The organism is Ensifer adhaerens (assembly GCF_013283195.1).
GTDB classification, from domain to species: Bacteria; Pseudomonadota; Alphaproteobacteria; order Rhizobiales; family Rhizobiaceae; genus Ensifer; species Ensifer adhaerens_G.
Genome location: NZ_JABEKT010000001.1, coordinates 2,103,102 through 2,127,143 on the forward strand (window position 1 = coordinate 2,103,102; position 24,042 = coordinate 2,127,143).

Genomic DNA, 24,042 nt, shown 5'->3' on the forward strand with positions numbered 1-24,042 from the left:
AATGACCATGCTGGATAGACCGAACCGCACAGCCGTCTCGGCACCGTCGCAAGAAGGTGGCGTCGCAAGGCCAAACCTGCTCACGGTCGAGCAGGCGAAAGCCATGTCGATCGGCGATATCACCACGGCCTTCAAGGACCACCTCAATCCAGGCCAGTTGCACTTCATGAAGCTGCTCGGTTTTCACAAGGTGAAGATCGAAAGCGCCGAGGGCATGTATTACACCGACCAGAACGGCCGGAAGATCCTCGATTTCTTCGGCGGCTTCGGCTCGCTGGCCTTTGGCCACAACCACCCGCGCATTCTCGAAGCGCGTCAGAAGTTCCAGGACGAGAAGCGCCACGAGATCGCCATCGCCTTCATGTCGCAATATGCCGCAGCGCTCGCCAAGAACATCGCAGCCTGCTCGCCCGGTGACCTCGATATGGTCTTCCTCGGGTCGTCCGGTTCCGAGGCGATGGAGGCAGCGATCAAGCTTGCCGAACGCGCCGCCGGCCCGAAGCGACCGAAGGTCGTCTATGCGGAAAATTCTTTCCACGGCAAGACCAAGGGGGTGCTTGCCATCACCGACGGGCAACTCTACCGCGCCGATTTCAAGCTCACTGACAACACGGTGCGTGTTCCCTTCGCTGATATCGCGGCCGTGGAGAAAGCCTTCCAGTCCGATCCGGAGATCGGGGTGATCGTGCTGGAGACCATCCAGGGCGGCGGCGGCATCATCCAGGCACCGGCCGAATACTGGCAGCAGCTTCGCGCTCTGTGCGATCGCTATGGCGTTCTGTGGGTCGCGGACGAAGTGCAATGCGGTTATGGCCGCTCGGGCCGCTTCTATGCCTTCGAGCACTACGGCGTCGTGCCTGACGTTACCGCTCTCGCCAAGTCGCTCGGCGCTGGCAAGGCGGCGGTTGGCGCGATGATCGCGCGGCGCGAAGTCTACATGAAAGCCTATGGCACATCGAAGACGGCGATGATCCACGCCATGGCGACGTTCGGCGGCATGGGTGAAGCCTGCGTCACAGCGATCGAGGGCATCAACGTGCTCTACGACGATCATCTGATCGATCGCGCCGCCGACAGCGGCGACTATCTGCTTGAGCGTCTGCAGGCGTTGAAGGAGAAGTATCCGAAGATCATCAAGGATGTGCGCGGCAAGGGCCTGATGGTTGGCCTGGAGTTCCAGGATTTCAGTCAGACATTGCCGATGGTACTGCGTCCCGTGGTTTCCGTGCTCGACGACAAGCTGAAGGGATCGCTCTCGGGCTTCATCGGCGCCTTGCTTCTGCGCGACTACGATGTGCTTGTCGCGTTTACCGAATACAATCGCAACGTCATCCGCCTTGAGCCGCCGCTGATCTGCGAACGTTCTCATGTCGACCAGTTCATTGCCGCGCTCGACGCGCTCCTGGGCCGTGGGATCGTGCGTATCGTCAAGGACTTCGTCGGCAGTCAGATCGGCAGCTGATAGCGTTCGCAATCGATTGAGAGGGGGCAGGGCGCTTAGTGCTTCTGCCCCTTTATGTTCATGTCGAATTCGACGACGTTGGAATAGATCGGTGTGCCGACGTCCATGCCGTAGGGCGAGCGAAAGATGCTGCCCCGGATCATGAACGAGATCGAGCGGCTGTTCCAGTCCGTCAGCTTTACCGAGAAACGTTCCTTCCGGGTTTTGCCGCGCGCGGTCAGGGTGCCTTCGACAGCGGCTGAGTCAGGGCCGGTCTGCGTGATGCTGGTCGACCGGAAGGTGACGGTGCGGTAGGTTGCGCTGTCGAAGACTGCGCTCGACTTCAGAAAGTCTTCGACGCGGCTTTCTCCCGTCTCGACACTTTCGGGATAGAGCGTGAACTCGACTGACGAGCGGCTGATATTGTTGCCGTCTATGCGAAAATTGCCTGAGAATTTGCCGAAGTCGCCGACAATGCCGCCGCCACCGACTTGGGCGACGGAAAAATGAACGCGTGACGCCCCGGTAATGCCGTAGTTGCCGGCAGCGTCCTGGAGTTGCGGGGCACTGGCTCTGGCAATACCTGGTCCAGACGCGCTCGTGAGCACGATACAAAGTGCCAATGCTGCTGGCGATGGTTTCGATTTCTGCATGATCATGGGTTATTTCCTCTTGGCAACCAGGGGCGCGCCGCTGGCTTTCTCGATTTCGCCGTGACGCCGCTGCCGCAACGTCAACATGCGGGCCAGAACCTCATCGCGCCTGATGATGTGGTGGTAGAGAGCGGCCAGGGCGTGGACGAGGACGAGGGTGAGCATCACGTAGGCCAGGATCGCGTGCGTTGACGTCCAGACGGTCTCGGCCGCCTCTGATTTCGCCATCGGCAGATGCGGGATGACGAACCAGTCGAAATAGAAGCTCGGAATGTTCAGGGTCGATGTCGACGCGACCGCCCAGCCGGCAAGGGGCACCGCCAAGGTGAGAACGATCAGCACAACATGCGTTGTTGCCGATGCCTGCCGTTCAAGTGGCGAAAGGCCCGCGGTCGCCTCTGGTTTCCGCTCCAGGAGATGCCAGGCGGCCCGAAGCGCCGCGAGAGCAAGCACGGTAAATCCGAACGATTTGTGCCATTGGTAGAGTGAGAATTGCAACGCCGGATCCAGCGATAGTCTTCGCATGGCGAAGCCGAGCGCGATCAGGCCAAGGATCAAGGCGGCGATCGCCCAATGGAGGACGATCGTCACCCAGCCGAATGTCGATCTGCTGTTTCGCAGCATGGCAAGCTCCCGCGATTTCAGACGAAGTCCAAGACTTCGCTCTGGTCGCTCGGATGGGACCCACAGGCCCTGGCTTTTATTCGCCGACGATACCGTAAATCTGCGGGCCGTTTACGTTGATGCGCGCGAAAGACGCCTCATTTGCTTGTGATCAGGCCGCGGGCTGGCTGGTCTGGTCTCTGCAAAAATCCAACCTATCGCGGAACATCAATCATGACCGAGAATAAGCCGACACACCAGTTGATCCCACTTGAAAACGTGGTGTTGGACCACGCAAACGCCGGCATTGCACTGGGGACGGAGCGCCGGTTCGAGGACGCGCTCGAACAGTGGCGGCTGGCCGCGCAACTGGCGGACGCAAATTTCGAGGGGGAAGATCTCTATTATTGGGTCAAGGGTGGTTATGGCGCTGCGCTTCACGACGTCGGTCGTCACCGCGACAGCATCGCCGTTTCGAAGCTTGTTCGTGCGTGGACGCTTTCACTGCGCCAGCCGCTCGCATCGATGACCATTGCACGCTCTTACCTGGCACTCGGCGAGGCCGAGAACGCCTATCCCCATATCCAGGACGTCCACCGGTTGGTGGGTGACGAGGTGTTCAATTTGTTCGACCGGCGGCACCTGGCGGAAATCCGCAGGGCGCTTGCGGTGAAGGCGTAAGTCAGGGTGCCCCGGTCATCTCCTGAAGCGCGATGCCGAGGTCGTCGGTCACGGTCTGCATCATGAGATTGCGGACGGCTGGCGGCGACAGCAGGGGCACCGGCAGCACCGCCATGCTGGAAAGGCCAATACCGAGACCGAGGATCCGCCACGCGATCGTTTCCGACACGGCGCCTGTGCGGAATTCATCGGCTGCAATGCCATCCGCGATGATGTCACAGAGAAGGCGATGCCAACAGGAAACGGCCTCAGCGTAAGCCTCTGCCAACGCGATGTCGGCCTGGGCCGCCCTCCATGCCTCCGCCCAGAAGCGCATGCCGTTCTCGCGCGCGTTGTCCGTGTGGTCGCTGACGAAGAGCTTGAGTGCCGACGTCGCTGCGAGCGTCGGCCTCATCTTCACGAATTCGGCCCGGGCCGCAGCCTCGTAATGCTGGAAGGCCGCACATTTGAGTTCGCTTGCGGTCTTGAAGTGATGGTGGATGATGCCGTTTGCCGCTCCCATTTCGGCGGCTACCCGCCGTGTCGTCATCCCGTCAAAGCCGTCCTTCAGCATGACGGCAATGGCCGCCGCGATGATCGCCTCACGCCGGGCGAGGCGGGTCATGTACACCATATTCAGTCTCCGGTTGTATCCGGTTGACATAGCGCAGATTTGATCATATGTCCAATTTGAGCGTTGGCTCAAATCGTTGGCGGACGATCTAAAACCGCGGCCGGCCTTTTTGGTCTGGTCTTCGTTTTCATCTATTGATTTTCAGGGAACGCTCATGAGCGAACATGCATTGCCGTCCGATGCCGAAATCACCTTCCGCCGTATCTCGGCGCTGACTGTCTGCGACGTCTGCGAACTCAGCGAAACGCTGAGCGAAGAACAGCGCAACATGGTGGCCGACAACGGCACGTCGATTGCCGAAGCACATTTCTCCGAGAATGCCTGGTTTCGCGCAATCTACGCCGAGGAAACGCTTGTCGGTTTCGTCATGCTGCACCAGGGATCGGATTGGGACGATGGCATCGATTGCCCCGGCGTCTACCTCTGGCGCTTCATGATCGCCCGACCTTTTCAGGGCAAGGGCATCGGCAAGAAGGCGATCGACCTTGTCGTGCGCGACCTCAAGGCGCGCGGGATCCGCGAGCTTTACACCAGCTACGGCTTGGGCGAGGCAAGCCCGGAAGGCTTCTACAAGGGACTGGGCTTTGTTCGAACCGGTGACAGCTACGGCGAAGAGCCGGAGGCCGTGCTGAAATTTGCGGCCTGAACGAGACATCATTGGCGGCGCTCGACCCGGCGTCGCCTAGAATATTTTACGAGAGAGACATGCAAAACGACCTGCACGAGGCCAATCGCCTCTCATGGAACGCGGCAACCGCCGCGCACAACAGCCACAAGGGTGATCAAGGCGCGTTCTTCCGCAACGGCGGCTCGACGCTCTATCCCGAAGAGATCGAATTGCTCGGCGACTTGGCCGGCCTCGATCTCTTGCATCTGCAATGCAACTCCGGCCAGGACAGTTTGAGCCTTGCCCGCCTGGGCGCCAACGTCACTGGCGTCGACATTTCCGACGAAGCCATCGCATTTGCCACAAGGCTTTCGAGCGAAAGCGGCATCGCGGCGACTTTCGAGCGCGCCGACCTTTTCCACTGGTTCGAAGGCGCTCGAGCACGCGGCGCTGTGTTCGATCGCGTCTTTGCGTCCTATGGCACCATATGCTGGTTATCCGACCTCGGGCCGTGGGCTCGAGGTATCGCTTCCGTGCTGAAACCCGGCGGCCGGTTCGCCTTCATCGAGTTTCATCCGTTTGCGATGGTCTTCGATGAAACGTGGACGCCACGTTATGACTATGCACCGCGAGAGCCGATCTCCGAAGCGGGCGTTGGCGATTACGTCGCAGGTTCCGGGACGGGTCTGGCGCCGGATGGCTACGAGCAGGGGGTGGTGGATTTCCGCAACCCCCACCCCTCATTCGAGTTAAATTGGGGCATCGCCGACGTCGTCCAGGCGCTGATCAACGCCGGTCTCAAGGTCGAATGCCTGAAGGAATATCCCTATGCCAACGGCTGGGTCGGCTTCGAAGCGATGCGCGACAGTGGTGGCGGGCGGATGCTGCCACCCGAAACCATGCCCAGCATTCCGCTGATGTATGCGATTGCGGCGGCGAAACCGGACGCGACAACGCAGGTTTCGGCAGGGAAACGGTCCGAGGCAATCATCCGTCCCTACCGCGCAGAGGATCGTGACAGGCTGGTCGATATCTGGCTCTCCGCCTCGCGCGTCGGGCACCCCTTCCTTGGCGAAGAGCGCCTGCTCGCCCAGCTAGAGATGGTTCGCGACACCTACCTGCCGATGGCGGATAATTGGGTTGCGGACGTGGACGGGCGTCCGGCCGGCTTCATCGGCCTGATCGACAGATTCATCGGCGGGCTGTTTGTGGATCCGGAGATCCATGGCGCCGGCATCGGCCGCGGGCTGATCGAGCACGCGGCAGCGCGGCTCGGGCATCTCGATGTCGGCGTCTATGCCGACAATGCCAGTGCCGTTGAGTTCTATCGCCGTCGCGGTTTTGTCGAGACCAGCCGGCAAGAGACGGATGATGAAGGGTTGCCTTTTGCTGTGATCCACATGGCTCGCCCTTCCTGAGCAACAAACGACCGACAGGGCCACTCGTTTCGGCCCTGTCGGGAATATTGCGTGCCGCATGCTTTCCTTTGCCGGTGGCATTTGCTAGGCCGCTTCCCGGAGAAACGTACCTGACCCGGAGGAAATTTCATGACGCCTGACATCCGCCCGCTCGTCGCCGGAAACTGGAAGATGAACGGAACGCGCGCCTCGCTCGATCAGATCAAGGCGATGGCCGAAGGGGTCAAGGGCGATCTGTCAGGTAAGGTCGAGACGCTGATCTGCCCGCCCGCGACGTTGCTCTACGTGGCGACGGCGCTGTGCGACGACAGTCCTCTGATGATCGGCGCTCAGGATTGCCATCAGAAGCAGTCCGGCGCACACACCGGTGACATCTCGGCCGAGATGATCGCCGATTGCTTCGGTACCCATGTGATCGTCGGCCATTCCGAGCGCCGCACCGACCATGCCGAACAGGACGGGCTGGTGCGCGAAAAGGCCGACGCTGCACACGCTGCCGAGCTCATCGCCATTGTCTGCATCGGCGAAACAGGTGACGAGCGCAAGGCGGGCAAGACGCTCGACGTGCTCAAGCGTCAGCTCGCCGAAAGCCTGCCCGATACCGCCACGGCGGAAAACACAGTTATCGCCTACGAGCCGGTCTGGGCGATCGGTACGGGCCTGACGCCGACAACTGCCGACGTCGAGGAGGCGCATGCCTTCATGCGCAACGAACTGGTGTCGCGCTTCGCCGACGCCGGTGCCAAGATGCGCATCCTCTATGGCGGTTCGGTCAAGCCGTCCAATGCCCGCGAGTTGATGGCCGTCGCCAATGTCGATGGGGCACTGATCGGTGGTGCGAGCTTGAAAGCCGAAGACTTCCTCGCCATTTACCGGGCTTATGAAGATTTGACGGCCTGATTGTCCGGCACAGATCGGGCAGGGGGTTGGAATAGCGGACAGGTTGGTATAAAGAGGCGCGAAAATTGCGCCCGGGAAACCCCGTGTCCGCGCAAGATTTGATTCGTTTGCCCAAAGGGCAGGACTGGAAGCTGATGCAGACCGTACTACTCGTCATCTATCTCATGGTCGTCGTTGCCCTGATCGGCGTCGTTCTCATTCAGCGCTCTGAAGGCGGTGGCCTCGGCATCGGTGGCGGCTCGGGCTTCATGTCCGCACGCGGCACGGCCAATGCGCTGACCCGCACCACGGCGATCCTTGCCGCGCTGTTTTTCGTTCTGGCCCTGGCGATGGGTATCCTTGCCCGTTACGAGCCGCAGGCGACCGACATCCTTGACCGTATTCCGGGCACCAGCTCGGGTGGCGGCGTGCTCGATTCGCTTGGCGGCGGCAACACCCAGGCTCCGGCTGGCGGTGCAACCCAGCAGCCGGCGACCGGCAATGGCGCCGCGGCACCGGCTCCCGCCACCACGGGCGAAGCTCCGGCCGGCGGTGCTGCGACAACGCAGACACCCGCAGCCGGCGCAAACGGCAATACGGGATCGCAAGTTCCCAGCGGCCAATAAGGTCGCAAATTAGAAGAACCCGCCGGCGGATGGCACCATCCGCCGGTTTTGTTTTGTGTGAAAATCAGATTCCCTTCGAAGACGGAAAAATTCGGATAGACGAATTTTTCGGTGGCGGAATCGTTTGTTAAAAGGTATCCGGTGACTCCCATGGCGCGATATGTATTCATCACTGGCGGCGTGGTTTCCTCCCTCGGAAAAGGCATAGCTGCGGCTGCTCTTGGAGCATTGCTGCAGGCGCGTGGCTACCGGGTGAGACTGCGCAAGCTCGACCCCTACCTCAACGTCGATCCGGGCACCATGAGCCCGACCCAGCACGGCGAGGTGTTCGTCACCGACGACGGCGCCGAGACCGATCTGGATCTCGGCCACTATGAACGCTTCACGGGGCGTTCGGCGACGAAGACCGACAACATCACCACTGGCCGGATCTACAAGAACATCATCGACAAGGAACGTCGCGGCGACTATCTCGGCGCGACCGTTCAGGTGATCCCGCACGTCACCAACGAGATCAAGAACTTCGTTACCGAAGGCAACGACGACTATGATTTCGTGCTGTGCGAGATCGGCGGCACCGTCGGCGACATCGAGGCGATGCCGTTCATGGAAGCGATCCGCCAGCTCGGCAACGATCTGCCGCGCGGCACCGCCGTCTATGTTCACCTGACACTGATGCCCTATATTCCGGCGGCGGGTGAACTGAAGACCAAGCCGACGCAGCATTCGGTAAAGGAGTTGCAGGCGCTCGGCATTCATCCCGACATCCTGCTGGTTCGCGCCGACCGCGAAATCCCCGAAGCCGAACGCCGCAAGCTGTCGCTGTTCTGCAACGTCCGGCATTCGGCGGTTATCCAGGCGCTCGATGTTGCCTCGATCTACGACGTGCCGATCGCCTACCACAAGGAAGGTCTCGACAACGAAGTGCTTGCCGCCTTCGGCATCGAGCCGGCACCGAAGCCGCGCATGGCAGCGTGGGAAGAGGTTGCCGATCGCATCCGTACGCCGGAAGGCGAAGTCACCATTGCGATCGTCGGCAAATACACTGGCCTGAAAGATGCCTACAAGTCGCTGACCGAGGCGCTCTATCACGGTGGCATTGCCAACCGGGTCAAGGTCAAGCTCGAGTGGATCGAGTCGGAAGTCTTCGAAAAGGAAGACCCGGCGCCGTATCTTGAAAAAGTGCACGGCATCTTGGTTCCCGGCGGCTTCGGCGAGCGTGGCTCCGAGGGCAAGATCAACGCGGCGCGTTTCGCCCGCGAACGCAAGGTGCCGTATTTCGGCATCTGCTTCGGCATGCAGATGGCGGTCGTCGAAGCGGCGCGCAATCTCGCCGGTATCGACAAGGCGTCCTCGACCGAGTTCGGCCCCACCAAGGAGCCGGTCGTCGGCCTGATGACCGAATGGGTGAAGGGCAACGAACTCCAGAAGCGTTCCGCTTCTGGCGATCTCGGCGGCACCATGCGCCTTGGCGCTTATCGCGCGTCGCTGAAGGGTGGCACGAAGATTGCCGACATCTACGGCACAACCGACATCTCGGAGCGTCATCGCCACCGTTACGAGGTCAACGTCGACTACAAGCCGCAGCTCGAATCCTGTGGCCTGGTCTTCTCCGGCATGTCGCCTGATGGCATCCTGCCCGAGACCGTCGAGTACCCTGATCACCCGTGGTTCATCGGCGTGCAGTACCATCCGGAGCTGAAATCGCGTCCGCTTGATCCGCACCCGCTGTTTGCGAGCTTCGTCGAAGCCGCGCTGGAACAGTCGCGCTTGGTTTGATCCGCGATCGCGGTTCTGAAAATGACGGCCGGTCCCTTGTGACCGGCCGTCGTCGTTTCAGCGTCCTGTGCTGCATCGTCAGCGGCGTGACGGATGTCCTTGCCGCCGTGAGAAGATGTAGCTGTACAGGCCGCCGACGGCGAACGGCAGCATGAAGGCTGCAATCGTTACCGCCGCGAGCAGCGGTCCGGCGTTTAGGGCCAATGCGGCCAGCATCAGCAGGCTGCCGGATACCAGCATCAAGCGGCCGGTGAGGCGATGCGTCGCTACCCAGTTTGCCGGGTCGGCGAGGGTCCATGGCAGGCGGAGGCCGGCAATGCCGTTGGGTTGCGATTTCGGCATCACGTTGCCGATGACGACGGAAAGCAGACCCATCGCGAATGCGATGACGTTGACCATCGATATGTCGAACCCGAGACCTATGAGCACGATGACGGTTTGGATTGCCATGAAGAGTGCAAGGATGCCGGTCGAAGCCGCGGAAACGACATGGCGGCCGGCCTGTCGTCCGGGTGCGAAGCGGTCGGTAAAAGCCATCAAAGCCAGAACGACCGTTGCACCGACCGGAGCCGACAGCAGCGCCCGGTCGCGCGGCCAGAACGCATCCGGCTTGCCGTCGAGACCCCAATGGATCGGAAGCTCGGTGGCGGACGGTATCATGAGATAGCCGGTGATCGTCGTGGCGACGAGCGCGGCGGCCAAGGGCAGCACCAGCGGAGAACGCAGCACAGAGGTCATGGCGTTTGATCCTTCTTGCCCAGAAGTCCGCTCAAGGCTTCTTCCAGGATGGACATGTTGAGATGATAGATGAGGCTGGTGCCCCGCCGTTCCACCGCGACCAGTTCGGCATCGCGCAGCTTGTTGAAGTGCACCGAAAGCGTCGGCTTGGTTAGATCGAAATGACCGGCGAGCTCGCCGGCGCTCATCGGACCGGTTTTCAGCAGGGTCAGAATTTGTCGCCGTACCGGGTGTGAAAGCGCTTCGAAGACGGTGTTGATCCGCATGTTCATGTTCCGTTGTGACTCAATAGTTAGATAATTATCTAATTAGAGTCAACGCGAAGAACGAAACGCGCTGAACAGCAAAACACCCGTCGCGAAACGCGCCGGGTGCATGGAGATTGCGCCTGAAGCCGGGGGCTATTGCTGATCGGCGCTTGCGAGCTTGCGCCATTGCGGGATGCGCCAGATGGTGATGAAGCGCAACAGCCACTCCAGTGGACCATAGGCGAAACGCTGCATCCACCAGCCGCTGAGAACGAGCTGTGCGGCGTAGATGATAAGGGCAATCAATACGGTTTCCAGCGGCGAAACGCGTCCGACCAGGCCCAGGCCATAGCCATGGAAGATCAGCGCGCAGACGAACGACTGCAGCAGGTAGTTGGAAAGCGCGGTGCGTCCGGCTGGTGCCAGCCGATCGCGCAGCCATCGGCCGCCGGCACTGTCAAGGAGCAGCACCATGGCGCCGACATAGGCTCCCGTCAGCAACGGTGCTGTCAGGAGCCCAATGGCAAGCCCGATGATCGCCAGCGGCGTATCGCTCATCTCGACGCCGGTATAGGCATAAACGACGGCGCCGGGCAGGCCGACGAAGAGGCCGAGCCGAACGAGCCGCCGGAGCAGGCCGCGGTTTTCCTGCGGGCGAGACAGGATCTGCCGGCGCCCGGCAATCAGGCCGACGAGGAACATGGCGAGCGCCGATGGCGCCTGCAACAGACCAAGGATCACCCAGACTGACGACAGTTCCGTCAGGTGCTGTCCGATGATCGATTGCCAATTGCCTCGGAAGGCCGCTTCCGTCGCTGCGGCCGCGGCGACGATTGCATCCCGGTCAAGCGAAGGAGGTTCCAGGACGGCGACGACGCCAAGAGCGAACCATGCGAGAGCCGTGCCGATCACCAGAAAGCGAGCGAGACGCCAGAGGGTGGCATCGCTTCGTGTCCGCAGCATCATCAGCGCGATGCCGAGAACGGCGTAGGTCGTCAGGATGTCGCCGTGAAACAAAAGCACCCCATGCGCCAGCCCGATCAGCCAGAGCCCCACTTGGCGCCGCAGGAGGCGCGGCACAAAGGCATCGCCGGCTTTTTCGGCGGAGCGCATCTGCAGCGTGAAGCTGTAGCCGAAGAGGAAGGAGAAGAGCAGGTAGAACTTCATCTCGAAGAACAGCGCGACGATAAGGTGCACGGCGCGGTCGAGGCCGGTATCGTACGACGGATCCGGCAGTTCGAGGCCGTAAAATGCCGAAGCGAACGCCATGCTGTTGACAAGCAGGATGCCGAGCAACGCGAACCCGCGCAGTGCATCGACCCCGTCTATGCGGTCTTGGGTGGTCATGGTCATCTCCGTTTCGGCAGGCGCTATGGCTCCCACCGGATCCAACTGATTCAAAACATGTATCGGAGAACGGACCGGGCGATTGCACGGCCGATTTAGCCGCTTCAATCATCCATCTCGGTAGTGCGCCGCGTCAGCCGTTCAACGCTGGTCAGGTTGTGTTATTTAGTAAATAGAGTAATCTGTCTAATAATTAGCGACGGTAACGTCAAGGCTCTCACCGGGCCGATATGGGCGAGGGCGGTCAAAGGATCGGTTTTGGAGATTGCAGTCCGGCTGACGCGACTATTTACGTGTGGCGTTGGTCCTCAGCCAGACGGTCTGGCGCCGGGCGCGACGCAGCGCCGTGAACGCCGCGCCGAGTGCGACAATGACAAGTGCGGCGAGTAACACTTCGCCATCGCCAAGCCACAGCCCCTCAAAAGCGGAAACCACGGCCGCGAGCGTGATTGCCGCCATGCGGTGCTGTTTTGCCATCGGGCCGGAAAAGTCGCTCGGCGCACCATTGGCGCGTCCGAGTTCGCGGACATAGGCAGTGAGCACGGCGAACGCGCCTGCGGCAAAGCCGAGCGCTGGCAGGCCCGTGCCGTAGCCGGCACCGACGAGAATGAAAAGGTCGGCGACCCGGTCGGGAAATTCGTTCCAGAAGGGACCATCCGGTGCCCCCTTGCCACCCTCAACGGCAACCATGCCGTCAAACAGATTGCAGAGCAGACGCAACTGGCAGAACAGAGCCGCCGCCATGAAGAGAAGCGAGCGAAGTCCGTCCTGGGTCTCGCTCGTCAGCCAGAAGGCAAGGCCTGCCAGCGCCGCGGCCGCCATGCTCGACTGCGATATCTGGTTGGGCGTGATCGCCATCGCTGCGAGCCGCCGAGCGATCGTCTGTGCCCAGCGGGTGTTGCGGCTCGCGAGCGGCCTTCGGTCACCGGTGTCTGTCATGGTTCAAGTTCCCCCGCGGCTGATCGAATAGTTGTAGGCAACCGCATAGCTGGTCGAGACCATGAGCGGTACGGCAATGGTCTTCAGAATTTCCGGGGTTCCGGTTGCCGCGTGGATTGCAACGAGAATGCTCGTCGAGGCAAGGCAGGCCAGAAGCGGCGGCATCCAAAGCCGCGCGGTACCGCGGAAACGAAGCGACAGCGCATCGATCGTCGACTTCAGACAAAGCGTCAGCGCGGCTGAAAGCGCGCCCTGCACAATGCCGGCAACGAGCGGCCGCGGCATCGGGTGAAGCCTGTTGGCAAACAGCGCCCATCCGCCCATGGCCACAAAAGCAAAAAGCACGTGGACGACACTGCTGCGTGCAAGGGCGCGCAGATGGCTGTTCATGTCAGCGACCACCAGTATCGCGTCAGATGGAAGAAGATCGGTGCCGAAAACACCACGGAATCCAGACGGTCGATCAGGCCGCCATGTCCTTCGATCAGATGGCCCCAGTCCTTTACTCCGCGGTCCCGCTTGATCGCCGACATCACCAGTCCGCCGAAAAAGCCCATCAATGTGATGATGAGAGACATCACGCCTGCCTGAAGCGGTGTGAACGGCGTGATCCACCACAGCGAGGCGCCGAGCAGCGTGGCGCTCGCAACGCCGCCGACAAACCCCTCCACTGTTTTCGATGGAGAGAGTTTTGGCGCGATCTTGGTGCGTCCGAAGAGTTTGCCCCAGACATATTGCAGCACGTCGCTCGATTGCACGACGATCACCAGGAAGGCGATCAGGAGCACGTTGCGCCCTTCGTAACCGGGGATCTGCAGCGTCAAAAGCGCCGGTACGTGCGAGGCGCAGAACACGCAGATCATCAGTGCCCATTGAACTTCCGAAATCCGCAGCAGGAAGTTTTGCGTGTCGCCTCGCAACACCGCGATGATCGGCATCAGCAGGAAGGCATAGACGGGAATGAAGATCGCATAGATGCCGTACTCTTCCGCCCAGAGCAGATAATAGTTGATCGGCAGGGCCAGGAAGAAGGCGGCGGCGATCGCCCAATGATCGGCGCGTCTCGTGTTGATCAGCGTGATGAATTCGCGCAGCGCTGCAAACGAGCAGAAGGCGAAAAGCAGAAGCACCCCGACACGTCCGGCGATGAAGGCGATGGCGATGAGGAAGACCATTGCCCACCACGCCTTAATGCGGGCGTTGAGGTTCTCGATCGCGCCATTGGAGCCATCCGGCGACAGCTTGCGCTGCAGAACGTAACCGACCGACGAGGCGAACAGCAGGATGCCGCCGACGCCGAGCAGCAGGGTGACCATGTCGGAAGTCGTCGTGCTCATGCTTCGTTGTCCGTCTGGGTCGGGGCGAGGGACAGCAGTGCGCCTTGTGCCCTGGCGATGAAGTCTTCCTTGCTCTCGTCCGCTTCGACCTTGAGCGGTTCGCCGAAGTTGATTGTGCAGATCAGCGGGATCGGAACGAACTCGCCCTTCGGCATCACCCGGTTGAGATTGTTGATCCACACCGGGACCAGCGCCACGTCCGGCCGCTTGCGCGCGAGGTGATAGAGCCCGCTCTTGAACGGCAGCAGCTTGGCGTCTGTCTGGTTGCGCGTGCCTTCGGGAAAGACGATCAGCGAGGCGCCTTCGTCGAGTGCGGTTGCCATCTGCTCGACCGGGTCGCTGGTGCGAGCGGCGGGATCGCGCTCGATCAGAACGGCATTGAAGACGTCGCGGCCGATAAAGGATGTCAGCTTTGACTTCAGCCAGTATTCGGCACCGGCGACAGGGCGGGCGCGTTGGCGAAGCCACGGCGGCAACACGGCCCAGATCAGAATGAAATCGCCATGGCTTGAGTGATTGGCGAAATAGACGCTTTGTCTCGGAGGCAGGCCGGTTTCGTGCCAGAGTGCCCTGGCAGCGGTCAGCGCACGTGCAAACATCATGATGGCGACTGAAGCGAGCTTGGCAAGAAAATCGCGAATCATGCTGCTTCGATCTCACCCGCAAGAGATGCCGTTGTTGAAGGGCGCTTCGCCCCTCGTGCCCGGATGCGTCTCACGCTGTGCAATGCATTGATCAAATGGTGGCCCTCAAAATGGCAGGCCTGTCGTAACCTCAGGCTGCATTTGCCGACTTTACGCGATTGCGTCCGCTTCACAAGCGGCCCCAGTCGCTGCTGAGATGATGACGTTTGGGCGCCGCGAATTCTTCGATCTCCGTAAGGTTTTTACGCGCACCCAGAAAAGATGCGACGTCTCACCGCAGTCTTTGCCTCAAGGACGGCTTCTATCCAGCGTTGACCGCTTGCAACTCCGGCGCTAATTTCCGAGGGTCAATAAGAGGAGCGTCGTCCAATGTGCCAGTAATGCCCGGTGAAAACCGAATTCGCCTCAACTTCGCTCGCGAAGGGGATGGACGATGGCATTGCTCGACCCGCACAACGGACAGACGCAAAGGCACCTTTGCCTGCAAATTCCATTCCCCGTGAGCGGTCATGTTTGGACATGTTTCCAAGGACCGATTATGCAAGACACAACGAACAAGCTCGATATCATCGATCACAACCGCCAGGCCTGGGACCGCCAGGCAAGCGAGCAACGCGAATGGTCAAGACCGGTGACGCCGGAACTGATCGCTGCCGCCCGCAACGGGCAATGGCAAGCGCGGCTGACGCCCGGTGACCTCCCGAAAGGCTGGCTGCCCGACATTAGCGGCCTGAAGATCCTGTGCCTGGCATCGGCCGGCGGTCAGCAGGCGCCTATTCTGGCGGCAGCCGGTGCCGAGGTCACCGTCTTCGATATTTCGGAACGCCAACTCGATCAGGACCGGCTGGTGGTGCAGCGCGAAGGTCTGGCGCTGAAGGCCGTCCAGGGCGACATGCGCGACCTCTCGGTCTTTGCCGATGGCGCCTTCGACATCGTCTTCCATCCGATATCGAACCTCTATGTGCCGGATGTGCAGCCGGTCTGGCGCGAATGCCACCGGGTGTTGAAGACGGGCGGACGACTGCTGGCAAGCTTTTACAACCCGGTCGTCTTTATCGGCGACCGCGACCCGAGCCATGCCGAGCAGGGTCTCATCCGACCGGCCCACGCGCTGCCCTTTGTCGAGGCCGAGCATCTCTCCCCCGACCTGGTGCGGTCAAAGATCGAAAGGGGTGAGGCACTGGTGTTCGGGCATAGCCTGGCCGAGCAGATCGATGGCCAACTCCGGGCCGGTTTCGTGCTGGCTGGCTTCCACGAGGATCGGCAACCGGTGCCGCGCTTCCTGATCGATAGGTTCATGCCGACCTTTATCGCCACCTGCGCCATCAAGAGCGATCTTGGTCTTTAGCGCGCTTGAGCCGACCCCGCTGTTCGGGTCGTAAACACAAAGGTAACGAGGACAACCGCAGCGCCCGACGCGACGCTGCGGTTCCCAACGCCGCTCGTAATCCCATGTTACGTCGTGTTACTGTTACGTACTCGCCAAATCATCGGATTCATTCTTTTCTGTTCTCCAGCGAAACCGGAAAGGGTCAATGCATATGCGCTACATAGCTTTGTTGTTTGTGCCTCTGACGATTGCCCTGCTGGGGCTGTCGGGCTGTGCCACGACGTCATCGAGCAATACGACCTACGCGCAGCCGCAAACATCCGCCCCCGGACTCGGAGCCTCGAGTACGGGCAATGCCACGGCGGCTCCAGGCTACTATTGACGCCGAGGCAGTTCGGCGCCTGCTGGCAGCCGTAAATCCGCGGCGGGGTGGTGCCCGGCGCGGACGGGTTGTGTTTGTTGAGGATGTCTGGGTCAAGGCGGCCAATCGGCGCCATGGCCGGCAGCCGGCTTGCATTCGCCGGGCAAAAGTTGCAAACAGCGGCAAACCATCAGGGAAACCGCCATGAGCCTCTCCAAGCGCACCACCCGCCCGCTCGATCATCTCGTGCTGCCGGTGGACGCACTTGAACAGGCGCGGCGACGGCTCAATGATCTCGGCTTCACCGTGGCCGAGGATGCACGCCATCCCTTCGGCACCGAAAACGCCTGCGTCTTCTTTTCCGACAGCACCTATCTCGAGCCGCTTGCCGTCGCTTCGCGTGAGGAATGCGAAGCCGCCGCCCTGGACGGCAACGCCTTCGTCGCCCGCGACCAGGCATTCCGTTTCCGTCAAGGGCCGCAGGGGCTGTCGGCGATCGTGCTCGGCACCGAGGACGCAGCCTCTGACCACATGCGGTTCCGCGCCCATGGTATCTCGGGCGGCGACATGCTGGAGTTTTCGCGGTCGATGCGGCTTCCCGACGGCCGGGAAGGGCTGGGCTCGTTCCGGCTGGCTTTTGCCGCAGACCTGCGCTCGCCGGATTTCTTCCTGTTCAGCTGTCAGCGTGTGCGCGCGCTTCCGAGCGAGCGCGGTGCGCTGGAGCGGCACGACAACGGCGTGCTCGGGATTTCCGAGGTCGTGCTATCGGAGACGAACCCGACCGATTTCCAGTACCTCCTGCAAGAGGCAGTCGATGAGCGTGAAGTCGAAGCGCATTCTTTCGGCATGGACATCGAGACGACGAACGCCAAGATCTCGGTGCTGAGCGCCGCCGGCATGGAAGCTTTCTTCGGCCGTTCCGTTCGCAGCGCCGAGCGCGGCCTGCGTGGCCGGGCCGTGGTCTTCCGTGTCGCCGACCTCGAGGTGACGCGCGCGCACTTTGCGCGCAACGACATCGAATTTTCAGAAATGGGCGGACGCCTCATTGTTCCCGAAATGCCGGGGCAAGGGGTGATCTTCGCGTTTGGAGCTTGATAATGGAAACGAATGCCAGAGTAGTTGTCGGTGAGGGTTCAAAGCAGGTCGCCTTCTCGCAGAAGGAGCGGCTGTCGCTGATCGCCGGCCCCTGTCAGATGGAAAGCCGCGAACACGCCTTCATGATGGCCGGAAAACTTGCCGAACTCTGCAAGTCGCTCGACATCGGCCTCGTCTACAAGTCGTCCTTCGACAAGGCCAACCGCACCTCGCTTTCGGGCAAGCGCGGCATCGGCCTCGACACGGCGATGGAGGTCTTTGCCGACCTCAAGAAGGAGTTCGGCTTCCCGGTGCTGACTGACGTCCACACCGAGGAGCAGTGCGGGCTCGTCGCCAAGACTGTCGACATCCTGCAGATCCCGGCCTTCCTGTCGCGCCAGACCGACCTGCTGGTGGCCGCCGCCAAGACCGGCCGCACCATCAACGTCAAGAAGGGCCAGTTCCTGGCGCCTTGGGACATGAAGAACGTGCTTGCCAAGTTCACGGAAAGTGGCAACCCCAACATTCTCCTGTGCGAACGCGGCGCGTCCTTCGGTTACAACACGCTGGTGTCCGACATGCGCTCGCTTCCGATCATGGCTTCGCTCGGCGCACCCGTCGTTTTTGACGCCACGCACTCGGTGCAGCAGCCCGGCGGGCAGGGTGGTTCGACCGGTGGCCAGCGCGAGTTTGTCGAGACGCTTTCGCGGGCGGCCGTTGCCGTTGGCATTGCCGGCCTGTTTGTCGAAACCCACGAGGATCCTGACAACGCTCCGTCCGATGGCCCCAACATGGTGCACTTGAAGGACATGCCGCGGTTGCTCGAAAAGCTGTTGGCCTTCGATGCCGTTGCCAAGGGCTGAGACAGGCTCGTGAAATTTTCGTGAACCCCGGTGGCGCGGTTGTTTTTACATCTTGCGCGCCATTGAAATTCCCGGGCCTTCGCTTATGACAGGCCCGACCCCACCACCGTCCTCAAGTAGGGAAGAGATCATGACTGCAATCATCGACATCATCGGCCGAGAAATTCTGGACAGCCGCGGCAACCCGACCGTCGAGGTCGACGTCTACCTGGAAGACGGAAGCTTCGGCCGGGCGGCAGTCCCGTCGGGCGCTTCGACCGGTGCGCATGAGGCTGTCGAGCTGCGTGACGGTGGAACGCGTTACCTCGGCAAGGGCGTCGAGCGCGCTGTCGACGCCGTCAACGGCGAGATCTTCGAAGCGATCGGCGGCCTCGATGCCGAAAACCAGATCCAGATCGACAAGACCATGATCGAGCTTGACGGCACGGCCAACAAGTCGCGCCTCGGCGCCAACGCCATCCTCGGCGTTTCGATGGCTGTCGCCAAGGCCGCTGCAGAAGCCTCCGGTCTGCCGCTCTACCGTTACGTCGGCGGCCCGAACGCGCACGTGCTTCCGGTACCGATGATGAACATCATCAACGGTGGCGCCCATGCCGATAACCCGATCGACTTCCAGGAATTCATGATCGTTCCTGTCGGTGCCGATACGATGCGCGATGCGGTCCGCATGGGTTCGGAAGTCTTCCACACGCTGAAGAAGCAACTCTCTGCCGAAGGCCACAACACCAATGTCGGTGACGAAGGTGGTTTCGCGCCGGGCCTCGCTTCCGCTCCGGCGGCACTCGACTTCATCATGAAGTCGATCGAAAAGGCCGGCTACAAGCCGGGCGAAGACATGTTCATCGCGCTCGATTGCGCTGCGACCGAATTCTTCAAGGACGGCAAGTACGTTCTCGAAGGCGAAGGCCGTACGCTGGAGCCGGGCGCCATGGCCGAGTACCTGGCCGAACTCGCTGCCAAGTACCCGATCTTCTCGATCGAAGACGGCATGGCGGAAGACGACTGGGATGGCTGGAAGGCCGTGACTGATCTCATCGGCAACAAGTGCCAGCTCGTCGGCGACGACCTGTTCGTCACCAATTCCGCGCGCCTGCGCGACGGCATCAAGATGGGCGTCGCCAACTCGATCCTCGTCAAGGTCAACCAGATCGGTTCGCTGTCGGAAACGCTCGACGCGGTCGAGACGGCGCACAAGGCGCGCTACACCGCCGTCATGTCGCACCGTTCGGGCGAGACCGAAGACGCGACGATCGCCGACCTCGCGGTTGCCACCAACTGCGGCCAGATCAAGACCGGCTCGCTTGCCCGTTCCGACCGGCTCGCAAAGTACAACCAGCTGATCCGCATTGAAGAGCAGCTCGGCCTGCAGGCCAAGTACGCAGGCCGCTCGATCCTGCGCGGCTGATAACCTCGATCGATCGTTGAAATCTTGACCCGCTCACGGCCTCCGTGGGCGGGTTTTGCTTTATCCGGCCATTCATGGTCAACGGTCGGTTAATCAATGCCCGCTAGTCTCTATTCCGTAATGCGTATCAGGGTGTGACGGGATGTGGACACGGCATCATAAGAAACGGAAACTGGGCCGGCTGGTGCTGCCGCTGATCGCGGTCGCCTTTCTCTCCTATTTCGGCTATCATTCCATTCATGGCGGCTACGGCTTGAAGGCGACGGAACAATTCGATCGCCAGATCGTTGAGCGGCAGGCACGGCTGGACGAGCTCACAAAGCAGCGGACGACTCTCGAAAAAGAGGTTCAGCTGATGAGCGACGGTTCGCTGGAGCGCGACATGCTGGATGAGAAAGCTCGCCTCGCGCTCAACATGTCGCGGAGCGACGAAATCGTTATTTTCCACCGCATGACGAATTAACCGAAATTCGGTTAATTGATATTTTGTGTTTTAATTCAACATCTTACGCGGAATGCGAGCCATGCAAATATGGCATTGCTGTGGCGCTTTTCTTTCCCTATGGTAACCCTCAAAGGCTAACCATTGGGAGGAATGAATGGCTCCGCGAAAAAACGCGTCCGTCTCCAGCCGTAAGACCGCAGCAAAGCCGGCCAAGAAGGACTTGAGCGGCGGCAATATCGCCGAATTCACCAAAGAAGACGAACTGAAAGCCTACCGCGAAATGCTGCTGATCCGGCGTTTCGAGGAGAAGGCCGGCCAGCTCTATGGCATGGGTTTCATCGGCGGCTTCTGTCACCTTTATATCGGCCAGGAAGCTGTCGTCGTCGGCATGCAGATGGCTTTGAAAGACGGCGATCAGGTCATCACCGCCTACCGTGACCATGGCCACATGTTGGCCTGCGGCATGAGCGCCCGTGGCGTCATGGCCGAACTGACGGGTCGTCGCAGCGGTCTTTCCAAGGGGAAGGGTGGCTCGATGCACATGTTCTCCAAGGAAAAGCATTTTTACGGCGGTCACGGTATCGTTGGCGCCCAGGTGTCGCTCGGCACCGGTCTGGCGTTTGCCAACCGCTACCGCGGCAATGACAATGTCAGCGTCGCCTACTTCGGTGACGGCGCGGCCAACCAGGGCCAGGTCTACGAGAGCTTCAACATGGCGCAGCTGTGGAAGCTCCCGGTGATCTACGTGATCGAAAACAACCGTTACGCCATGGGTACCTCGGTCACCCGCGCCTCGGCGCAGACCGATTTCTCCAAGCGCGGTGTTTCCTTCGGTATTCCCGGCTTCCAGGTCGATGCCATGGACGTTCGCGCCGTCAAGGCTGCGGGCGACGAGGCAGTCGAGTATTGCCGTTCCGGCAAGGGCCCGATCATTCTGGAAATGCAGACCTATCGTTACCGCGGTCACTCCATGTCCGACCCGGCGAAGTACCGCTCCAAGGACGAAGTGCAGAAGATGCGGTCGGAGCACGATCCGATCGAGCAGGTGAAGGCGCGTCTGGCTGAGAAGGGCTGGGCGAGCGAGGACGAGCTGAAGCAGATCGACAAGGACGTCCGCGATATCGTCGCCGACAGCGCCGATTTTGCCCAGGCTGATCCGGAGCCGGATGTATCCGAGCTCTACACCGATATCCTGCTTTGATCCGGGGAGGCTCAAATATGCCAGTAGAAATTCTCATGCCCGCCCTTTCCCCGACGATGGAGGAAGGCACGCTCTCGAAATGGCTGAAGAATGAAGGAGATAAGGTCTCCTCCGGCGACGTCATTGCCGAGATCGAGACTGACAAGGCCACCATGGAAGTGGAAGCCGTCGACGAAGGCACGATCGGCAAGCTGCTGATCGCCGCCGGCACCGAGGGTGTCAAGGTCAACACGCCGATCGCGGTCCTGCTGCAGGACGGCGAAGGTGCTGGCGATATTGCCGCACCGAAGGCGGAAGCGCCGAAGGCTGCAGCTGCAAGCGAAGCACCTGCCGCCGCCGCATCTGCGCCGGCACCGGTTGCCGCCCAGCCGAAGGTCGAAGTTGCTGCCGACCCGGCGATCCCGGCCGGCACCGAAATGGTGACGATGACCGTGCGCGAAGCTCTGCGCGACGCCATGGCCGAAGAAATGCGCGCCAGCGACGACGTCTTCATCATGGGTGAGGAAGTTGCCGAGTACCAGGGCGCCTACAAGATCACGCAAGGGCTGCTGCAGGAATTCGGCGCCCGTCGCGTCATCGATACGCCGATCACCGAGCACGGCTTCGCCGGCGTCGGTGTCGGTGCTGCCATGACTGGCCTGCGTCCGATCGTCGAGTTCATGACCTTCAACTTCGCCATGCAGGCGATCGACCAGATCATCAACTCGGCCGCCAAGACGCTCTACATGTCCGGTGGCCAGATGGGTGCGCCGATCGTGTTCCGAGGCCCGAGCGGTGCTGCGGCCCGCGTCGCAGCCCAGCACTCGCAGTGCTATGCCGCCTGGTACAGCCACATCCCGGGCCTCAAGGTCGTCATGCCCTACACGGCAGCCGACGCCAAGGGCCTGCTGAAGGCGGCGATCCGCGATCCGAACCCGGTCATCTTCCTCGAAAACGAAATCCTCTACGGTCAGACCTTCGAAGTGCCGAAGCTTGACGATTTCGTCCTGCCGATCGGCAAGGCGCGAATCCACAAGGTCGGCAAGGATGCCACCATCGTTTCCTTCGGCATCGGCATGACCTATGCGGTCAAGGCAGTTGCCGAGCTTGAAGCGCTGGGCATCGACGTCGAGCTGATCGACCTTCGCACCATTCGTCCGATGGATCTGCCGACGGTGATCGAATCGGTCAAGAAGACCGGCCGTCTGGTCACCGTCGAAGAAGGCTACCCGCAGTCTTCCGTCGGCACCGAGATCGCGACCCGTGTCATGCAGCAGGCCTTCGACTATCTCGATGCCCCGATCCTGACGATCGCCGGCAAGGATGTGCCGATGCCTTACGCCGCGAACCTCGAGAAGCTCGCGCTTCCGAACGTCGCAGAAGTCGTCGATGCGGTGAAAGCCGTTTGCTACAAATAAGGGGAGGGCCCTTCGATGCCTATCAACATCACAATGCCTGCCCTCTCCCCGACGATGGAAGAAGGCAATCTGGCCAAGTGGCTGGTCAAGGAAGGCGATAAGGTCAAGTCCGGCGACGTGATCGCCGAGATCGAGACCGACAAGGCGACGATGGAAGTCGAGGCTGTCGACGAAGGCACCGTTGCCAAGCTCGTCGTTCCCGCCGGCACCGAAGGCGTGAAGGTCAATGCACTGATCGCAGTTCTGGCCGCCGACGGCGAAGATGTCGCCGCGGCCGCCAAGGGCGGCAATGGTGCAGCATCTGCCCCGGCCGAAAAGAAGGAAGAGGCAGTGGCAGCACCTGCAGCCGCCAGTGCTCCGGCACCTGCCGCAGCTCAAGCCGTGGCGGCAGCACCGCAGGCGGCCAAGGCCGACACCGGCGCCCGCGTCTTCTCCTCGCCGCTCGCCCGTCGCCTTGCCAAGGACGCCGGCATCGATCTCTCGGCAATCGCAGGCACCGGCCCGCATGGCCGCGTCATCAAGAAGGACGTCGAAACGGCTGTTGCCGGTGGCGGTGCCAAGCCGGTAGCTGCGCCAGCAGCTGGTGCAGCAGCTCCTGCTGCAGCGCCGCTTGCCAAGGGCATGTCGGAAGACGCCGTCCTCAAGCTGTTCGAGCCCGGTTCCTACGAGCTCGTGCCGCATGACGGCATGCGCAAGACGATCGCCAAGCGCCTCGTCGAATCCAAGCAGACGATCCCGCACTTCTACGTTTCGGTCGATTGCGAACTCGACGCGCTTCTGGCGCTCCGCGCCCAGCTCAACGCTGCATCCCCTGAAAAGGACGGCAAGCCGGTCTACAAGCTCTCGGTCAACGATATGGTGATCAAGGCTCTGGCCCTGGCCCTGCGCGACGTTCCGGATGCCAACGTGTCCTGGACCGACAGCAACATGGTCAAGCACAAGCACGCCGATGTCGGCGTTGCCGTGTCCATTCCGGGCGGCCTGATCACGCCGATCGTCCGCCAGGCAGAGCTGAAGAGCCTGTCGGCCATCTCCAACGAGATGAAAGACCTCGGCAAGCGCGCCAAGGACCGCAAGCTGAAGCCCGAGGAATATCAGGGCGGCACCACTGCGGTCTCCAACATGGGCATGATGGGCGTCAAGAACTTCGCCGCCGTCGTCAACCCGCCACACGCCACGATCCTCGCGGTCGGTGCCGGCGAGGAGCGCGTCGTCGTCAAGAACAAGCAGATGGTCATCGCCAATGTCATGACCGTCACGCTGTCGACCGACCATCGCTGCGTCGATGGCGCGCTCGGCGCCGAGCTGCTCGGAGCCTTCAAGCGCTACATCGAAAACCCGATGGGCATGCTGGTCTGAGGTGGATAAGGACCGGCCTTCGGGCCGGTCCGTTCCTTTTCGCGCAGTCGAAGG

General features: G+C 61.4%; 25 protein-coding genes. 15 read left to right on the forward strand and 10 right to left on the reverse strand.

Going from position 1 to position 24,042, the window contains the following annotated elements; translation table 11 throughout:
• The first annotated feature begins 7 nt into the window (after positions 1-7).
• The gene (locus LPJGGPFB_RS10020; RefSeq protein ID WP_427857840.1) at positions 8-1,462 is read left to right on the forward strand and encodes an aspartate aminotransferase family protein; all 1,455 of its coding nucleotides are present in this window, start codon (positions 8-10) and stop codon (positions 1,460-1,462) included.
• A gap of 35 nt (positions 1,463-1,497) precedes the next feature.
• On the opposite strand, the gene LPJGGPFB_RS10025 is transcribed toward LPJGGPFB_RS10020, so the two are convergent.
• Positions 1,498-2,100, reverse strand: a complete 603-nt coding sequence (locus LPJGGPFB_RS10025; RefSeq protein ID WP_173419790.1) for a YceI family protein — start codon at positions 2,098-2,100, stop codon at positions 1,498-1,500.
• 3 nt (positions 2,101-2,103) lie between these two features.
• Entirely contained in the window at positions 2,104-2,718 is a 615-nt protein-coding gene (locus LPJGGPFB_RS10030; protein ID WP_173419791.1) for a cytochrome b, read from the reverse strand.
• Positions 2,719-2,931: 213 nt separating this feature from the next.
• On the opposite strand from LPJGGPFB_RS10030, the gene LPJGGPFB_RS10035 reads away from it, so the two are divergent.
• Positions 2,932-3,378, forward strand: a complete 447-nt coding sequence (locus LPJGGPFB_RS10035; RefSeq protein WP_173419792.1) for a hypothetical protein — start codon at positions 2,932-2,934, stop codon at positions 3,376-3,378.
• Position 3,379: 1 nt separating this feature from the next.
• On the opposite strand, the gene LPJGGPFB_RS10040 is transcribed toward LPJGGPFB_RS10035, so the two are convergent.
• Positions 3,380-3,991: a TetR family transcriptional regulator C-terminal domain-containing protein gene (locus LPJGGPFB_RS10040; RefSeq protein WP_173419793.1), complete on the reverse strand. Its 612-nt coding sequence runs from the start codon at positions 3,989-3,991 to the stop codon at positions 3,380-3,382.
• Positions 3,992-4,145: 154 nt separating this feature from the next.
• Between LPJGGPFB_RS10040 and LPJGGPFB_RS10045 the strand changes: the two genes are divergently transcribed.
• The 5 genes from LPJGGPFB_RS10045 to pyrG all read left to right on the forward strand — a co-directional run bounded on the left by LPJGGPFB_RS10045 (position 4,146) and on the right by pyrG (position 9,300).
• Complete coding sequence (locus tag LPJGGPFB_RS10045) at positions 4,146-4,637, forward strand: GNAT family N-acetyltransferase (RefSeq protein WP_173419794.1); 492 nt, start codon at positions 4,146-4,148, stop codon at positions 4,635-4,637.
• Between the two features lie 59 nt (positions 4,638-4,696).
• Positions 4,697-6,016 (forward strand): GNAT family N-acetyltransferase, encoded by a 1,320-nt coding sequence (locus LPJGGPFB_RS33585; RefSeq protein ID WP_210264376.1) that lies wholly within the window; start codon positions 4,697-4,699, stop codon positions 6,014-6,016.
• 129 nt (positions 6,017-6,145) lie between these two features.
• Complete coding sequence (gene tpiA / locus LPJGGPFB_RS10055; RefSeq protein ID WP_173419795.1) at positions 6,146-6,916, forward strand: triose-phosphate isomerase; 771 nt, start codon at positions 6,146-6,148, stop codon at positions 6,914-6,916.
• A 134-nt stretch (positions 6,917-7,050) separates the two neighbouring features.
• The gene (gene secG / locus LPJGGPFB_RS10060) at positions 7,051-7,521 is read left to right on the forward strand and encodes a preprotein translocase subunit SecG (RefSeq protein WP_112809893.1); all 471 of its coding nucleotides are present in this window, start codon (positions 7,051-7,053) and stop codon (positions 7,519-7,521) included.
• A gap of 141 nt (positions 7,522-7,662) precedes the next feature.
• Positions 7,663-9,300, forward strand: coding sequence for a CTP synthase (gene pyrG / locus LPJGGPFB_RS10065; protein WP_327795898.1), 1,638 nt, complete (start codon positions 7,663-7,665; stop codon positions 9,298-9,300).
• A 78-nt stretch (positions 9,301-9,378) separates the two neighbouring features.
• On the opposite strand, the gene LPJGGPFB_RS10070 is transcribed toward pyrG, so the two are convergent.
• The 7 genes from LPJGGPFB_RS10070 to LPJGGPFB_RS10100 form a co-directional block, all read right to left on the reverse strand.
• Positions 9,379-10,038, reverse strand: coding sequence for an SdpI family protein (locus LPJGGPFB_RS10070; RefSeq protein WP_173419797.1), 660 nt, complete (start codon positions 10,036-10,038; stop codon positions 9,379-9,381).
• A complete protein-coding gene (locus LPJGGPFB_RS10075; RefSeq protein ID WP_209792869.1) occupies positions 10,035-10,304 on the reverse strand; it encodes an autorepressor SdpR family transcription factor in 270 nt (89 codons plus the stop codon). Before LPJGGPFB_RS10075 ends, LPJGGPFB_RS10070 begins: the two co-directional genes overlap by 4 nt.
• Positions 10,305-10,439: 135 nt before the next feature.
• Positions 10,440-11,633 (reverse strand): DUF418 domain-containing protein, encoded by a 1,194-nt coding sequence (locus tag LPJGGPFB_RS10080; protein ID WP_234902792.1) that lies wholly within the window; start codon positions 11,631-11,633, stop codon positions 10,440-10,442.
• A 285-nt stretch (positions 11,634-11,918) separates the two neighbouring features.
• Positions 11,919-12,572: a CDP-alcohol phosphatidyltransferase family protein gene (locus tag LPJGGPFB_RS10085; RefSeq protein WP_173419799.1), complete on the reverse strand. Its 654-nt coding sequence runs from the start codon at positions 12,570-12,572 to the stop codon at positions 11,919-11,921.
• Between the two features lie 3 nt (positions 12,573-12,575).
• Complete coding sequence (locus tag LPJGGPFB_RS10090; RefSeq protein ID WP_173419800.1) at positions 12,576-12,962, reverse strand: hypothetical protein; 387 nt, start codon at positions 12,960-12,962, stop codon at positions 12,576-12,578.
• Positions 12,959-13,909: a phosphatidate cytidylyltransferase gene (locus tag LPJGGPFB_RS10095; protein WP_077498349.1), complete on the reverse strand. Its 951-nt coding sequence runs from the start codon at positions 13,907-13,909 to the stop codon at positions 12,959-12,961. Before LPJGGPFB_RS10095 ends, LPJGGPFB_RS10090 begins: the two co-directional genes overlap by 4 nt.
• Positions 13,906-14,553 carry a lysophospholipid acyltransferase family protein gene (locus LPJGGPFB_RS10100; RefSeq protein ID WP_173419801.1) on the reverse strand — a complete coding sequence of 216 codons (648 nt, stop codon included), beginning with the start codon at positions 14,551-14,553 and terminating at the stop codon, positions 13,906-13,908. Before LPJGGPFB_RS10100 ends, LPJGGPFB_RS10095 begins: the two co-directional genes overlap by 4 nt.
• Before the next feature lie 538 nt (positions 14,554-15,091).
• Here LPJGGPFB_RS10100 and LPJGGPFB_RS10105 point away from each other — a divergent pair.
• From LPJGGPFB_RS10105 to LPJGGPFB_RS10140, 8 genes are all read left to right on the forward strand, one after another.
• Positions 15,092-15,901, forward strand: coding sequence for a class I SAM-dependent methyltransferase (locus LPJGGPFB_RS10105; protein WP_173419802.1), 810 nt, complete (start codon positions 15,092-15,094; stop codon positions 15,899-15,901).
• 547 nt (positions 15,902-16,448) lie between these two features.
• The gene (locus LPJGGPFB_RS10110) at positions 16,449-17,339 is read left to right on the forward strand and encodes a VOC family protein (protein WP_173419803.1); all 891 of its coding nucleotides are present in this window, start codon (positions 16,449-16,451) and stop codon (positions 17,337-17,339) included.
• Entirely contained in the window at positions 17,339-18,181 is an 843-nt protein-coding gene (gene kdsA / locus LPJGGPFB_RS10115) for a 3-deoxy-8-phosphooctulonate synthase (protein WP_173421010.1), read from the forward strand. The genes LPJGGPFB_RS10110 and kdsA overlap by 1 nt, the downstream gene beginning before the upstream one ends.
• Positions 18,182-18,311: 130 nt before the next feature.
• Positions 18,312-19,586 (forward strand): phosphopyruvate hydratase, encoded by a 1,275-nt coding sequence (gene eno / locus LPJGGPFB_RS10120; RefSeq protein WP_173419804.1) that lies wholly within the window; start codon positions 18,312-18,314, stop codon positions 19,584-19,586.
• A 142-nt stretch (positions 19,587-19,728) separates the two neighbouring features.
• Complete coding sequence (locus tag LPJGGPFB_RS10125) at positions 19,729-20,049, forward strand: FtsB family cell division protein (protein WP_173419805.1); 321 nt, start codon at positions 19,729-19,731, stop codon at positions 20,047-20,049.
• 136 nt (positions 20,050-20,185) lie between these two features.
• Positions 20,186-21,232: a pyruvate dehydrogenase (acetyl-transferring) E1 component subunit alpha gene (gene pdhA / locus LPJGGPFB_RS10130; protein WP_173419806.1), complete on the forward strand. Its 1,047-nt coding sequence runs from the start codon at positions 20,186-20,188 to the stop codon at positions 21,230-21,232.
• Positions 21,233-21,249: 17 nt separating this feature from the next.
• A complete protein-coding gene (locus LPJGGPFB_RS10135; protein WP_173419807.1) occupies positions 21,250-22,629 on the forward strand; it encodes a pyruvate dehydrogenase complex E1 component subunit beta in 1,380 nt (459 codons plus the stop codon).
• Positions 22,630-22,644: 15 nt separating this feature from the next.
• Positions 22,645-23,988, forward strand: a complete 1,344-nt coding sequence (locus tag LPJGGPFB_RS10140) for a pyruvate dehydrogenase complex dihydrolipoamide acetyltransferase (protein WP_173419808.1) — start codon at positions 22,645-22,647, stop codon at positions 23,986-23,988.
• Positions 23,989-24,042 lie beyond the last annotated feature (54 nt).

Bases quoted from the DNA above. Each gene is read 5' to 3' on its own strand.
- LPJGGPFB_RS10080 (WP_234902792.1), bottom strand. From the start codon at position 11,633: ATGACCACCCAAGACCGCATAGACGGGGTCGATGCACTGCGCGGGTTC.
- LPJGGPFB_RS10105 (WP_173419802.1), top strand. From the start codon at position 15,092: ATGCAAGACACAACGAACAAGCTCGATATCATCGATCACAACCGCCAG.
- LPJGGPFB_RS10035 (WP_173419792.1), top strand. From the start codon at position 2,932: ATGACCGAGAATAAGCCGACACACCAGTTGATCCCACTTGAAAACGTG.
- LPJGGPFB_RS10125 (WP_173419805.1), top strand. From the start codon at position 19,729: ATGTGGACACGGCATCATAAGAAACGGAAACTGGGCCGGCTGGTGCTG.
- pdhA (WP_173419806.1), top strand. From the start codon at position 20,186: ATGGCTCCGCGAAAAAACGCGTCCGTCTCCAGCCGTAAGACCGCAGCA.
- LPJGGPFB_RS10095 (WP_077498349.1), bottom strand. From the start codon at position 13,909: ATGAGCACGACGACTTCCGACATGGTCACCCTGCTGCTCGGCGTCGGC.
- LPJGGPFB_RS10140 (WP_173419808.1), top strand. From the start codon at position 22,645: ATGCCTATCAACATCACAATGCCTGCCCTCTCCCCGACGATGGAAGAA.
- secG (WP_112809893.1), top strand. From the start codon at position 7,051: ATGCAGACCGTACTACTCGTCATCTATCTCATGGTCGTCGTTGCCCTG.
- LPJGGPFB_RS33585 (WP_210264376.1), top strand. From the start codon at position 4,697: ATGCAAAACGACCTGCACGAGGCCAATCGCCTCTCATGGAACGCGGCA.
- LPJGGPFB_RS10090 (WP_173419800.1), bottom strand. From the start codon at position 12,962: ATGAACAGCCATCTGCGCGCCCTTGCACGCAGCAGTGTCGTCCACGTG.
- LPJGGPFB_RS10020 (WP_427857840.1), top strand. From the start codon at position 8: ATGCTGGATAGACCGAACCGCACAGCCGTCTCGGCACCGTCGCAAGAA.
- eno (WP_173419804.1), top strand. From the start codon at position 18,312: ATGACTGCAATCATCGACATCATCGGCCGAGAAATTCTGGACAGCCGC.
- LPJGGPFB_RS10070 (WP_173419797.1), bottom strand. From the start codon at position 10,038: ATGACCTCTGTGCTGCGTTCTCCGCTGGTGCTGCCCTTGGCCGCCGCG.
- LPJGGPFB_RS10100 (WP_173419801.1), bottom strand. From the start codon at position 14,553: ATGATTCGCGATTTTCTTGCCAAGCTCGCTTCAGTCGCCATCATGATG.
- LPJGGPFB_RS10110 (WP_173419803.1), top strand. From the start codon at position 16,449: ATGAGCCTCTCCAAGCGCACCACCCGCCCGCTCGATCATCTCGTGCTG.
- LPJGGPFB_RS10085 (WP_173419799.1), bottom strand. From the start codon at position 12,572: ATGACAGACACCGGTGACCGAAGGCCGCTCGCGAGCCGCAACACCCGC.
- LPJGGPFB_RS10025 (WP_173419790.1), bottom strand. From the start codon at position 2,100: ATGATCATGCAGAAATCGAAACCATCGCCAGCAGCATTGGCACTTTGT.
- LPJGGPFB_RS10040 (WP_173419793.1), bottom strand. From the start codon at position 3,991: ATGGTGTACATGACCCGCCTCGCCCGGCGTGAGGCGATCATCGCGGCG.
- LPJGGPFB_RS10030 (WP_173419791.1), bottom strand. From the start codon at position 2,718: ATGCTGCGAAACAGCAGATCGACATTCGGCTGGGTGACGATCGTCCTC.
- tpiA (WP_173419795.1), top strand. From the start codon at position 6,146: ATGACGCCTGACATCCGCCCGCTCGTCGCCGGAAACTGGAAGATGAAC.
- LPJGGPFB_RS10075 (WP_209792869.1), bottom strand. From the start codon at position 10,304: ATGCGGATCAACACCGTCTTCGAAGCGCTTTCACACCCGGTACGGCGA.
- LPJGGPFB_RS10135 (WP_173419807.1), top strand. From the start codon at position 21,250: ATGCCAGTAGAAATTCTCATGCCCGCCCTTTCCCCGACGATGGAGGAA.
- LPJGGPFB_RS10045 (WP_173419794.1), top strand. From the start codon at position 4,146: ATGAGCGAACATGCATTGCCGTCCGATGCCGAAATCACCTTCCGCCGT.